General features: G+C 74.8%; 10 protein-coding genes. 2 read left to right on the top strand and 8 right to left on the bottom strand.

Annotated elements, in window-relative coordinates; all coding sequences use genetic code 11:
• Positions 1-141: 141 nt before the first annotated feature.
• The 4 genes from obgE to ABWU78_RS00635 form a co-directional block, all read right to left on the bottom strand.
• Positions 142-1662: a GTPase ObgE gene (gene obgE, locus ABWU78_RS00650; protein ID WP_253050440.1), complete on the bottom strand. Its 1521-nt coding sequence runs from the start codon at positions 1660-1662 to the stop codon at positions 142-144.
• 93 nt (positions 1663-1755) lie between these two features.
• Positions 1756-2013, bottom strand: coding sequence for a 50S ribosomal protein L27 (gene rpmA / locus ABWU78_RS00645; RefSeq protein ID WP_047234735.1), 258 nt, complete (start codon positions 2011-2013; stop codon positions 1756-1758).
• Between the two features lie 86 nt (positions 2014-2099).
• Complete coding sequence (gene rplU / locus ABWU78_RS00640) at positions 2100-2420, bottom strand: 50S ribosomal protein L21 (RefSeq protein ID WP_047234734.1); 321 nt, start codon at positions 2418-2420, stop codon at positions 2100-2102.
• Positions 2421-2646: 226 nt separating this feature from the next.
• Entirely contained in the window at positions 2647-2853 is a 207-nt protein-coding gene (locus ABWU78_RS00635; protein WP_205206126.1) for a dodecin family protein, read from the bottom strand.
• 175 nt (positions 2854-3028) lie between these two features.
• Here ABWU78_RS00635 and ABWU78_RS00630 point away from each other — a divergent pair, with 175 nt between their 5' ends.
• A complete protein-coding gene (locus ABWU78_RS00630) occupies positions 3029-3649 on the top strand; it encodes a protein-L-isoaspartate O-methyltransferase family protein (protein ID WP_253050442.1) in 621 nt (206 codons plus the stop codon).
• Here the strand turns inward: ABWU78_RS00630 and ABWU78_RS00625 are convergent.
• The 4 genes from ABWU78_RS00625 to ABWU78_RS00610 are packed head-to-tail and all read right to left on the bottom strand — an operon-like array spanning position 3610 to position 9973.
• On the bottom strand, positions 3610-4278 hold the full coding sequence (locus ABWU78_RS00625; protein WP_253050444.1) for a thymidine kinase: 669 nt from the start codon (positions 4276-4278) through the stop codon (positions 3610-3612). The two genes, ABWU78_RS00630 and ABWU78_RS00625, sit on opposite strands and share 40 nt — an antisense overlap.
• A gap of 56 nt (positions 4279-4334) precedes the next feature.
• Complete coding sequence (locus ABWU78_RS00620; RefSeq protein WP_253050446.1) at positions 4335-5822, bottom strand: 5'-nucleotidase; 1488 nt, start codon at positions 5820-5822, stop codon at positions 4335-4337.
• Between the two features lie 51 nt (positions 5823-5873).
• The gene (locus tag ABWU78_RS00615) at positions 5874-6485 is read right to left on the bottom strand and encodes a GNAT family N-acetyltransferase (RefSeq protein WP_439157263.1); all 612 of its coding nucleotides are present in this window, start codon (positions 6483-6485) and stop codon (positions 5874-5876) included.
• On the bottom strand, positions 6482-9973 hold the full coding sequence (locus tag ABWU78_RS00610; protein WP_353708889.1) for an Rne/Rng family ribonuclease: 3492 nt from the start codon (positions 9971-9973) through the stop codon (positions 6482-6484). Before ABWU78_RS00610 ends, ABWU78_RS00615 begins: the two co-directional genes overlap by 4 nt.
• Before the next feature lie 532 nt (positions 9974-10505).
• Between ABWU78_RS00610 and ABWU78_RS00605 the strand changes: the two genes are divergently transcribed.
• The gene (locus tag ABWU78_RS00605) at positions 10506-12020 is read left to right on the top strand and encodes a cytochrome ubiquinol oxidase subunit I (RefSeq protein ID WP_253050450.1); all 1515 of its coding nucleotides are present in this window, start codon (positions 10506-10508) and stop codon (positions 12018-12020) included.
• Positions 12021-12056 lie beyond the last annotated feature (36 nt).

The raw sequence follows: 12056 nt of genomic DNA, 5'->3' as shown, positions 1-12056 counted from the left end.
CACGCGTCCATCATCGCCGCCGGACGGTCGCGGGCGCGCACGATTTCACGGACCAGGACGCCCCGGACCGGTTGTGGGCATGGAAGGGGCCCGGTCCCGAGAAGGAGACCAGGCCCATTCCATGCCCACAGCGGGCCCGCGTCAGTCGGCGTCGGGGTCCGTCCAGGTGCCGGCCTCGCGCTCGGTCCACAGCTCGCGACGTGCCTCGGCCTTGGCGTCCATGCGCTCGTGGTGCTCGCGACGCTTCTCCGAGCGCGTGGGGCGCAGGCGCTCCTCGAGGCGGTTGTCCGAGCCGCGCGGGCCGCCGAGCAGCTCCGAGCCGGTCATGAGCGTCGGCTCCCAGTCGAAGACGACGGCGTTGGCGTCGGTGCCGATGCGCACCTCGTCGCCCCCGACGGCCCCGGCCGCGAAGAGCTTCTCCTCCACGCCCAGGCGGGCGAGGCGGTCGGCGAGGTAGCCGACGGCCTCGTCGTTGCTGAAGTCCGTCTGGCGCACCCAGCGCTCGGGCTTGGCGCCGCGCACCTCGAACCAGTAGTCCGTGGCCCCGCCCTTGCGCGTGACGGTGAACCCGGCCTCGTCGACGGCCCGGGGCCGCAGCACGACGCGCGTCGGCTCGGGCGCAGGCGCCTCGGCCCGGGCCTTCTCGACGAGCTCGGCGAGCGCGTACGTCAGCGGGCGCAGGCCCTCGTGGCTGGCCGTCGAGATCTCGAACACGCGCAGGCCGCGCGCCTCGAGGTCGGGCTTGACGAGGTCGGCGAGCTCGCGCGCCTCGGGGACGTCGATCTTGTTGAGGACGACGAGCCGCGGGCGCTCGGTGAGCGGCACGCGGCCGCCCTCGATGTCGAGGTCCTGGGCGTAGGCGGCGAGCTCCGCCTCGATGACGTCGAGGTCGCTGATCGGGTCGCGACCGGGCTCGAGCGTCGCGCAGTCCAGGACGTGCACGATCACGGCGGTGCGCTCGATGTGGCGCAGGAACTCCAGCCCGAGCCCCTTGCCCTCGCTCGCGCCCGGGATGAGGCCCGGGACGTCCGCGACGGTGAAGCGTGCCGAGCCCGCCTGCACGACGCCGAGGTTCGGCACGAGCGTCGTGAACGGGTAGTCGGCGATCTTGGGCCGCGCGGCCGAGATCGCGGCGACGAGCGAGGACTTGCCCGCGCTCGGGTACCCGACGAGTGCGACGTCGGCGATCGTCTTGAGCTCGAGGACGACATCCCGCTCCTCGCCCGGCTCACCCAGCAGGGCGAAGCCCGGCGCCTTGCGGCGCGGGGACGACAGCGCGGCGTTGCCGAGCCCGCCGCGACCGCCCTCGGCGACGACGTACTCCGCGCCGTCGCCCACGAGGTCGGCCAGCACGGTCCCGTCCGCCGCCTTGACGACGGTCCCGTCCGGCACGCGCAGGACGAGGTCCTCGCCGTTCGCCCCGTCGCGGTCGTCACCCATCCCCTGGGTGCCCGACGTCGCGTGCCGGTGCGGCGAGTGGTGGTACTCCAGCAGCGTGGTGGTCTGCGCGTCGACGACGAGACGCACGGTCCCGCCGTCCCCGCCGTTGCCGCCGTCGGGGCCCGCGAGCGGCTTGAACTTCTCGCGACGGACCGAGGCGCACCCGTTCCCGCCGTTGCCGCCGGAGACGTGCAGGACGACACGGTCGACGAAGCTGGCCATGGAACGATCCTCTCAGAGGTGGGAGTGCGAGAAACAGCAGGAGGGGCGCACCGCGTCGGTGCGCCCCTCCTGCTCGAAGCCTGTGGCTGTCGCTCAGCCCTCGACGGCGACGATGTCGATGACCTTGCGGCCACGACGCGTGCCGAACTGGACCGCACCGGCGGCCAGGGCGAACAGCGTGTCGTCCTTGCCGCGCCCGACGTTCTCACCGGGGTGGAAGTGCGTGCCGCGCTGGCGAACGATGATCTCGCCCGACTTGACGACCTGACCGCCGAAGCGCTTCACGCCGAGGCGCTGGGCGTTCGAGTCGCGACCGTTGCGCGAGGAGCTCGCGCCCTTCTTGTGTGCCATGACGAACCTGCTTTCGTGCTGGTTGCTGAGGGAGGGTGCCGGTCGGCGCGGGGCGGCCCGTGGCCGCTACCTCGCGCCGGGCGAGGTCACTTGATGCCGGTGACCTTGAGGCGGGTCAGCTGCTGGCGGTGACCCTGACGACGGCGGTAACCGGTCTTGTTCTTGTACCGCAGGATCGTGATCTTCGGACCCTTCTCGTCCCGCACGACCTCGGCGGTGACCTTGACCTTCGCGAGCTTCGCCGCGTCGGTGGTCACCTTCTCCCCGTCCACCAGCAGGAGAGCGGGCAGCTCGAGGGACTCACCGACCTTGGCGGACACCCGGTCCACCACGACGATGTCGCCGACGGAAACCTTCTCCTGCCGGCCACCGGCCTTGACGATCGCGTACACCACGTTGCTGCTCATCTCTCCTAGTCTTGGCGTGCTCGTCACGGCGAGTTCGTCTTGGAGACTCCGACCACGCCGCGGCGTGCGAGTGCGAGTCGTCCGTGGGCACACGGGACCGGCGCGCCTGGGCGCGCCGACTTTCAAGAGTACGGAAATCGGCTGGGCAGGTCAAATGGCGCGGGCGGTGCCCGCCCGCTCTCGTCCGCGCGGCGGCCCGTGTCCCGCGGCGTGCCGGACTCCGTTCCTACTCGAGGACGAACGTGACCTCGAGGACGACCTGCCAGGTCGTGATGCGCCCGTCGACGATGTCGACCTTCTGCTCCTTGACCCACGCGCCCGAGACGTTGCGCAGCGTGCTCGCCGCGCGCTCGACGCCGATCCTCACGGCGTCCTCGAAGCTCGTGTCCGACCGCGCGCTGATGTGCGTGATCCGTGCCACCGTGCCGCTCATGCCGGGCTCCCCCGTCCGGGGCGGGCGCACCGACGCGCCCGCGCACCCGTCGAGCATCCCGCCGCCCGCGGTCCCTCGCCACCGGGGCCGGGCCCGACTCCCTCGACGTCGCGGCCGCCGCGACGGAGGGCGGGCCGCGCGCGGCCGTGCGTACGCTGGCGGCGGAGGTGGTCGCATGCGCCCGGTACGCCCGCACGACGGGGTCGACGGTCGCGGGCACGACGCCGTCGCCGCCGCGATGCGCGCCGTCGACCGCCGCGCGTTCCTCCCTCGCGCGCAACGGCGCTGGGCGGGCCAGGACCGCCCGCTCGCGATCGGGCACGGCCAGACGAACTCGCAGCCGTCGACCGTCGCGGCGATGCTGCGGCTGCTGGACGTCGGCCCCGGGGCCCGGGTGCTCGACGTCGGGGCCGGCTCGGGATGGACGACGGCGCTGCTCGCCGTGCTCGTCGGCCCGGAGGGACACGTGCTGGGCGTCGAGCGCGACCCCGACCTCGCCGCGTGGGGGGCGACGAACCTCGCGACCCGCCGCGCCCCGTGGGCGCGCATCGTCACGGCGTCGCGCGGAGCGCTCGGCACGCCGGGCGAGCGGTACGACCGGATCCTCGTCTCCGCCGCGGCCGACGCGCTCCCCCAGGCCCTCGTGGAGCAGCTCGCGCCGGGCGGCCGGATGGTCGTCCCGGTCCGGCACACGATGGTGCTCGTCGAGGCCGAGCCGAGCGAGCCCGGTGGCGTCCGGCTCAGCGAGCACGGCTCCTACTCGTTCGTCCCGCTCGTCGAGGAGCCGCCCGCCTGAGCCCGCCACGGGGCCGCCGGCAGGTGCGCCCGGCAGCGCGCCTCGTAGCTCTCGGCCCCGCCGACGTGGGCGGCGACGGGGACCAGCGGGTCGCGAGGCCTGCCGCCCTCCGCCGTCGTCTCCGGCACCACCCGCACGTGGAACGCCGCGTCCTCACCGCACACCGCGCACACCGCGGTGAGCTTGTCGACGCGCTCGGCGAGCGCGGCGAGCGTGGGCAGCGGCTCGAACGGGCGTGCGTCGAACGTCACGTCGAGACCGGCGACGACGACCACGAGCCCGTCGTCCGCGAGGCGCTGCACGACGTCGACCAGGTCGGGCCCGAAGAAGTGGGCCTCGTCGACCGCGACGAGGTCGAGCGGTCCGCCGTCACGCACCAGGCGCGCGAGGTCGGCCGCGTCGTGGGCGGTCCGCGACGGGATCGCCAGACCGGAGTGCGAGCTCACCGTGCCCGTCCCGCGCCGGGTGTCGAGGACATGACCGACGACCTCGACCCGTCGCCCCGCGACCTCGGCGCGGCGGACCCGACGGAGCAGCTCCTCGGTCTTGCCCGCGAACATCGGGCCGCACACCACCTCGACCCGCCCGCCCGCGCGGGAGGCGTCCGGGACTCGCGCGGCGCCGCTCATGCGAGCAGTGAACCATCCCGGCACCGGCACCGCGCGACGCGGGACCGGCGCCCGGGTCAGTGGTGCCGGGCCGATCCGTTCGACGACGGACGCACGGGGAGCGGCTTGGGCTCCCCCGCCGGGCCGAGCACCGACACGCGGTCGGGCGCGCCCGCGCGACCGGCGTCGCGACGGCTGAGCAGCGTGGTCCCCGTGGACCCCGGGTCCTCGGCCCCGGACGGGCGGCCTGTGGCCTCCGGGCTCGCCGTCGGAGGCGCGGCCGCCCCGCCGTCCGCCGGGGCGGCCGGAGCCGTCGGGGCGGGGGCCGGGTCGCGTCGCTCGGCCTCGCGCGCCGGCTCCGCGACCGGCGCGACGGTGGCCCCGGCGGCGATTCCGACGAGGCCCGCCCCACCGATGCCCGGGACCGACCGCACGAGCGGGAGCTCGCGCGTACCCGTGCCCGCCGGTCGGGTCGGCTCCTCGGCGCGCTCCCGCGCCGGCTCGTCCTCGGCGTCGTGCTCGGCCGCCGGTGCAGCGGGGGCCGGCGGCGTCGCGGCCTCGCGGCGCGTCGGGGCAGGAGGCACGGCGTCCGCCGGAAGGGTCCGCCGATCGTCGACCGCCGGGTCTGCCGGCAGGATCCCCCGGTTGAGCTCGCCGTACGGCACGTGCACCGACGGGGCGACCCGGCGGGTGGCCTCGACGACGGCGCGCTGGTCGTCGAAGAAGATGTGCGGGCGCAGCACCTCGAGGACGCCGTCCTTGTCCACGCCGCCGAGGAAGAACGCGTCGTCGACGGTCACGCCCCACGACGACAGAGTCGCGACCGCGCGCTCGTGGGCCGGGGCCGAGCGCGCCGTGACGAGGGAGACGTGCACGCGCGGCCGGTACGACGCGTCGGCCGCGTGCCGCTCCCGCTCGACGACCTGCACCCGGTGGATGCCCACGAGGAGCTCGCGCAGCGGGCCGCGCCCGAGCGGGACGTCGGCGTTGAGCTCCTCGTGCTCGCGGAACGACGCGAGGCCGCCGTCCTGGAACCGGCGCTCCGACGAGTCGTCCGCGAGGACGCCGTCGAAGTCGAACGCGATGCGCAGCTCGTCGCCCGCCTCGTCCGCGAACGTCGGGTCCAGCACGTACCCGGCCGGCAGGCCGAGGTCGACCGCGTCGCGCACGGACCGCTCGTCGGCCGAGAGGAACAGGTCCACGTGCAGCGGACGGATGAACTCGTGCGGGCTGCGGCCCTGGCGGAACACGGCCCGCGTGATGTCGAGCTCGTGGTGCCGGATCGAGCGCATGACGCGCAGGCCCGTCTCCGGCGAGTTGCGCGACATGACGATGACCTCGACGAGCGGGTCGTCGGCCGACGGCGCCAGGTCGTTCAGCGCGAGCAGGCGGCGCACGAACCCGAAGGCGACGCCCGGGGCCAGCGCGTCGTCGCGGTGACGCTCCTGGAAGTCGCGGTACGCCGCCTCCCCCTGCGTGCGGAACACGCGGTCGGACTCGGTGAGGTCGAACAGTGCGGAGGAGGCGACGCCGACGACGAGGCGGCCCGAGAGGTCGTAACCCATGGCGGCATGATGCCAGGTGCGGGTGACGCGGACGAAGACGACCCGGAACGGTCAGGCCCGCGCGGCCCACTCCCGGCGCAGGACGCCCAGGACGACCGCGTCGTACCGGGCGCCGTCGACGACGCGGGCGTCGCGGAACCGGCCCTCCTCCACGAGGCCGAGCGCTCGACCGGCGCCCAGCATCGCGGCGTTCCCGGACCACGTCGCGAGGTCGAGCCGGACCCAGTCGGTCACCGAGAAGAGGTACGTGATCCACGCGCCGAGCGCGTCGCGACCGAGTCCGCGCCCGCGCACCGCGGGGTCGTACAGGCCGATCCCCACGCGCGCCCACTGCGTCTCCGCGGACTCCCAGTACCAGGAGCACGTCCCGACGAGCCGGTCCTCCTCGTCGGCGACGACGACGCGCCGGGGCGGGAGCCCGTCGTCGTCCAGCCCGCCCGGGCGGGCGGCCTGCGCGGCGGCGGCGCGCGCGAGGCGTGCGACCGCCGCGTCGGACGCGGCGTCGTCGGGCACCGGGTAGTACGGGCCGTCCCACCGGTGCCACTCGTGCACCGGGCGCAGCCACTCGCGGTACGCGGCGAGGTCGTCCGCGCGCCACCCGCGCAGGCGGGCGCGCGCCCCGGCGGCGTACAGCGGCACGCCGCCGGGCGCTGTGCCCGTCACTCCTCGCCGGGCTCCGCGTGCGCCTCGTCGCCCGGGACCGGCGCGGAGTCCGCGCCGTCGTGCTCGTGCTCGTGGGCGTGCGCCGCCGCCGCCGCGATCGTGGCGAGCGTGGCCTTCACGGCCGCGCGGGCCTCGGACGTCACCTCCGGCAGGACCGGTACCGCCGGCTGCGGGAGCGTGATCGGGACGTCCTTGGCCGCCGCGGCACCCGAGCCCGAGCCGCGCTTGCGGCGAGACCGCGAGCGGCCGGCCTCGGCCGGCTCCTCGGCGGCAGCCGGGGTGGCGGCGCCACCGCCGTGGTCGTGCCCCCCGCGGCCGTTGCCGCCGGACTTCTCGATCGGGTCGGTGTGCACGATGAACCCGCGCCCGTGGCAGTGCTCGCACGTCTCGCTGAACGCCTCGACCAGGCCCTGGCCGACGCGCTTGCGCGTCATCTGCACGAGCCCGAGCGACGTGACCTCGGCGACCTGGTGCTTGGTGCGGTCGCGGCCCAGGCACTCGACGAGACGACGCAGCACGAGATCGCGGTTCGACTCGAGCACCATGTCGATGAAGTCGATGACGATGATGCCGCCGATGTCGCGCAGCCGGAGCTGGCGCACGATCTCCTCGGCCGCCTCCAGGTTGTTGCGCGTCACCGTCTCCTCGAGCGTGCCCCCCGAGCCGGTGAACTTGCCCGTGTTGACGTCGACGACGGTCATCGCCTCGGTGCGGTCGATGACGAGCGAGCCGCCGGAGGGCAGCCAGACCTTGCGGTCCATGCCCTTGGCGAGCTGCTCGTCGACCCGGTGGACCGTGAAGACGTCCTGCGTGCCCGTCCACTTCGAGACGCGCTCGCGCAGGTCGGGGGCGAGCTCCTCGACGTACGAGGAGATCTCGCTCCACGCCCCGTCGCCCTCGACGACGAGCGAGCTGAAGTCGTCGTTGAAGATGTCGCGGACCACGCGGATCGCGAGGTCGGGCTCGCCCTGGAGCAGGGCGGGGGCCGACGCCGTCTTCGACTTCTTCTCGATGGCCTCCCACTGGCCGCGCAGGCGCTCGACGTCGGCGCGCAGCTCCTCCTCGCTCGCCCCCTCGGCCGCGGTGCGCACGATGACGCCCGCGCCGTCGGGCACGACCTCCTTGAGGATCTTCTTCAGGCGGTTGCGCTCGGTGTCCGGGAGCTTGCGGCTGATGCCCGTCATGCCGCCGCCCGGGACGAACACGAGGTAGCGGCCCGCGAGCGTGATCTGCGACGTGAGACGCGCGCCCTTGTGCCCGATCGGGTCCTTGGTCACCTGCACGAGCACGGAGTCGCCCGACTTGAGCGCCTGCTCGATGCGTCGCGGCTGGCCCTCGAGCCCTGCCGCGTCCCAGTTGACCTCGCCCGCGTACAGCACCGCGTTGCGGCCCTTGCCGACGTCGATGAACGCGGCCTCCATGCTGGGCAGCACGTTCTGGACGCGGCCCAGATAGACGTTGCCCGCCATGGACGCCTGCGACTGCTGGGAGACGTAGTGCTCGACGAGCACGCCGTCCTCGAGCACGGCGATCTGCGTGCGGCCCGCGCGCTCGCGCACGACCATCGACCGCTCGACCGACTCGCGGCGCGCGAGGAACTCCGCCTCGGTGATGATCTGGCGGCGGCGACCGGCGTCGCGGCCCTCGCGGCGCCGCTGGCGCTTCGCCTCGAGGCGGGTCGAGCCCTTGAGCGCCGTGACCTCGTCGGCCAGGCTGCGCTCGCGCGGCCGCGAACGCGTCGAGGAGCTCTCGCCGCTCTCGCCCCGCCCACCGCGGCGGCGGCGACGCCGACGGCGGCTGCTGCCCGCCTCGTCCTCGCCGGGCTCGGCGTCGGCAGCGTCGTGCTCGGGCTCGTCGGCGTCGGCGGCCGCGCCGGAGTCGACCGGCTCGTCGCCCTCGGCGGGGGTCTCGTCGTTCTCGTCCTGGTCGCGACCGGTGTCCGGGCGACCGCGGCGACCGCGGCCACCGCGGCGACGGCGGCGCCGGGGACCGGACTCCGCGTCGTCGGACGCGGCCTGGTCCTCGGTGCCGTCGGGCGCGCCCTCGTCCAGGTCGGCGAAGTCCTCCGGGCCGAACGCGTCGTCGGGGAGCTCGATCCCCTCGGCGACCAGCTCCGACTCGATGGCCTCGATCTCCTCGACGGCGGCGGCGTCCTCGCCCGTGAGGGCGATCTCGACCGTCACGTCCTCCGTGCGCTCGGACGCCACCGGAGCCGCCGCGGGCTCCCTCCGCTCGCGCGGTCCGGCCGCGGCGGGGGGCTCCTCGGCCACGGGGGTCGGCTCGACGTGGCGCGGCGGACCGGCCGGGCTCTGGGCCCGGCGAGGACGCCGCGGCGCGGCCGCGGGGTCGGGCGCCTGGAAGAGCAGGGCGGTCGTCGCGAGGCGCGGCGTGCTCGTGCCGGCGCCGGTGGCGGCGGGCGAGACGGGCGCCTCGGGCGCGGCCGTGGGTGCCGGCGTGGCGGTCGACGTCGGCGCGGCCGTCTCCTGCGGCGCGGGCGCGGCCTCGGCGGGGGCGGCCTTCGAGGTGGCGCGGCGCGAGCGGCGTGCGGGCTTCTTCGGCGCCTCCTCGGAGGTCGGCGCGTCCGGCTCGACGGGCGGCGCGGAGGCCTCGGCCGCGGGTGCGTCGGCGTCGGACGTCGCGGCCGGAGCCGCGTCAGCGACCGTCGCGGTCGGGGCCTTCGTGGTCGGGGTCTTCGTGGTCGGGGCGCCGGCCGCGGAGGTCGCGCGGCGCGAGCGGCGCGCGGGCTTCTTCTCCGCGGGAGCCTCGGACGCGTCCGGCGCGGGCTCGGTCGGACCGGCGGGCTCCACCGCGGAGGCCTCGGGCGCGACGTCGTCCGCGGCCGTCGTGCGCGTCGTCCGGGTGCGCTTGCCCTTGCGGGGCGCGTCGGGGGCGCCGAGCAGCGCGTCCGCGTCCGGGCCGGTGGTCGCGGGTGCCGGCTCCGCGGCGGGCGGGGCGCTCAGCCCGAACTCGGAGAGCACGTCGAGCGGGACGTCGGCCGGGGCGGAGGCAGCCTTCTTGGCGCCGCCCTGGGCGCGGCGCGCGGTGCGCGCGCGTCCCTTCGGCGCGCTCGCCTCCGGTGCCGCCTCGGCGCCGGACGCCTCGACGGCGACCACGGGGGCGCCTGCCACCGCCGCGTCCGTGGCGGTCGTCGCGGGGGCCTCGGCCGCGTCCGGGGCGGGCTCGACAGGCGCGGACGTCGTGCGGGTCGCGCGGCGCGAACGGCGCGCGGGCTTCTTCTCGGCCGTGTCGGGAGCCGGGGCCACGTCGGCCGCGGGAGCCACGTCGGCGGGAGCCGCGGGGGCGTCGGTGGGGGCGGTCGCGCCCCCGTCCGGCACGGCCGGCGTCTGGGGCGGGGCGGCGCTGCGCGTCGCGCGGCGGCGGGCGGGCTTGCGCCCGGTGGTGGTCGGGCTCTCGGCCCGGTCCTGGGTCGCGGCGGCGTCCGCCGTCGACTCTGAGGGGGTGCTGTCGGAGGTGCTGTCGAGCGTCACGCGTCGTGCTCCTGCTGCCACAGGGACCGCCCCGCACCGTGCGGCCCTTCGGGGCGGTCGGTCGTCGCTCGTGACGAGCGCACCGGAGCGCGTCGTCCGGCGACGGAAGTCGTCGGCCACGGCCGCGGTCCGCGTGCGCGGCGCGGGCGCCTGCCACCGGGCCCTTCGCCCCGGTCGGCGCTCCGACTGCCGCGGTCCGCTGGTGCCGCGATCTCGTGCTCGTCGGGAGGGCGATGCGGAGCCCACCCGGCTCCGCCCAGTATCGCACAGGGGCGCGAACGAACCCCGGCGACACGCACCGCGCCCCGGGCCCCGGGTCCCGCCGGACCGGGACCATGGTCCCGCGTGCTTGTGAACATAGTCACAAGCGCCGTGTTTTCAGCACTTGCCGTCATCTCCCGCCCTGCCGATGGGGCAGATTGGACCTAGCGTCAGGACACGGGCGGTCCTCTCCCGGACCGTCCTGACCGGCGCCGTAGCTCAGCACCTCCCCCTGAAGCCCGCCGACCCGTCGGCCTCCCGAGGAGCGCACGTGGAAGCCCTGGATCTCGCCCGGTGGCAGTTCGCCATCACGACCGTCTACCACTTCATCTTCGTCCCGCTGACGATCGGCCTGTCGCCCCTCGTCGCGATCATGCAGACGGCCTGGGTGCGCACCGGCAACGAGCGGTGGCTGCGCCTGACCAAGTTCTTCGGCAAGCTCCTGCTCATCAACTTCGCGCTCGGCGTCGTGACCGGCATCGTGCAGGAGTTCCAGTTCGGCATGAACTGGAGCGAGTACTCGCGGTTCGTCGGCGACGTGTTCGGCGCGCCGCTCGCCATGGAGGCGCTCGCCGCGTTCTTCATCGAGTCGACGTTCCTGGGCCTGTGGATCTTCGGCTGGGACCGCCTCAACAAGAAGGTGCACCTGGCGTGCATCTGGGCGGTCGCGATCGCGACGAACCTCTCCGCGTTCTTCATCCTCGCCGCGAACTCGTGGATGCAGCACCCCGTGGGCGCGATCTTCAACCCCGAGACCGGGCGCGCCGAGATGAACGACATCGGCGCCGTCCTCACGAACAACACCCTGTGGGCCGCCTTCCCCCACCAGATCACGGCGACCTTCCTCACCGCGGGCACGTTCGTCACCGGCATCGCCGCGTGGTGGATGGTCCGGCTGGTCCGCACCAAGAAGGCCGAGAACGTCGAGCTCGCGCGCGACGTCTACCGCCCGGCCGTCACCCTCGGCGTCATCGCGATGCTCGTCGGCGGGATCGGCGTCGCCGTCTCCGGCGACGTCCAGGGCAAGATCATGTACGAGCAGCAGCCCGGAAAGATGTCCTCGGCCGAGGCGCTGTGCCAGGGGCAGGAGGGCGCCGCGTTCTCCATCCTCACGATCGGCGACCTGTCGAACTCGTGCGAGAACGTCACGCACCTCATCGAGATCCCCGGCCTCGCGTCGTACCTCGGCACGGGCCACTTCTCCGGCCCCGAGTCGTACCTGCCCGGCGTCGAGGACGTCCAGGAGCAGATGACCGAGCGCTACGGCGACGTCACGGCCGCCGGCGACCCCGTCACGTACACGCCGAACCTCGCGATGACCTACTGGTCCTTCCGGCTCATGATCGGCATGGCCGCCGGCTCCGTGCTCCTCGCGCTCATGGCGCTGTGGCTCACCCGCAAGGGCCGCGTCACCGACAACGTGTGGTTCGCGCGCGTCGGCCTCGTCGCCATCCCCATGCCGTTCCTCGCGAACTCCTTCGGCTGGATCTTCACCGAGATGGGCCGCCAGCCGTGGGTCGTCGCGCCGAACCCGACGGGCATCGACCAGATCCGCCTGCTCACCGAGCGGGGGGTGTCGACCGTGGTGAGCCCCGGCGTCGTGCTCACGTCGATGATCGTGTTCACGCTCGTCTACGGCGCGCTCGCCGCGGTCTGGTTCACGCTCATGCGCCGCTACGCGATCGAGGGCGTGCCGCTGGTGGTGCACGACGAGTCGCCCGAGGCGCAGGAGCCGCCCGACGACGGCACCGAGGCCGCAGACCGCCCGCTGTCCTTCGCGTACTGACGCGCCCGGACCCGCCCAGAATCTCAGGAGAACACC

The organism is Cellulosimicrobium sp. CpK407 (assembly GCF_051844275.1).
In the GTDB taxonomy this organism is placed as follows: domain Bacteria; phylum Actinomycetota; class Actinomycetes; order Actinomycetales; family Cellulomonadaceae; genus Cellulosimicrobium; species Cellulosimicrobium cellulans_G.
This window is presented reverse-complemented; position numbering and strand designations above follow the sequence as displayed.

Bases quoted from the DNA above. Each gene is read 5' to 3' on its own strand.
- rplU (WP_047234734.1), bottom strand. From the start codon at position 2,420: ATGAGCAGCAACGTGGTGTACGCGATCGTCAAGGCCGGTGGCCGGCAG.
- obgE (WP_253050440.1), bottom strand. From the start codon at position 1,662: ATGGCCAGCTTCGTCGACCGTGTCGTCCTGCACGTCTCCGGCGGCAAC.
- ABWU78_RS00625 (WP_253050444.1), bottom strand. From the start codon at position 4,278: ATGAGCGGCGCCGCGCGAGTCCCGGACGCCTCCCGCGCGGGCGGGCGG.
- ABWU78_RS00630 (WP_253050442.1), top strand. From the start codon at position 3,029: ATGCGCCCGGTACGCCCGCACGACGGGGTCGACGGTCGCGGGCACGAC.
- rpmA (WP_047234735.1), bottom strand. From the start codon at position 2,013: ATGGCACACAAGAAGGGCGCGAGCTCCTCGCGCAACGGTCGCGACTCG.
- ABWU78_RS00635 (WP_205206126.1), bottom strand. From the start codon at position 2,853: ATGAGCGGCACGGTGGCACGGATCACGCACATCAGCGCGCGGTCGGAC.
- ABWU78_RS00620 (WP_253050446.1), bottom strand. From the start codon at position 5,822: ATGGGTTACGACCTCTCGGGCCGCCTCGTCGTCGGCGTCGCCTCCTCC.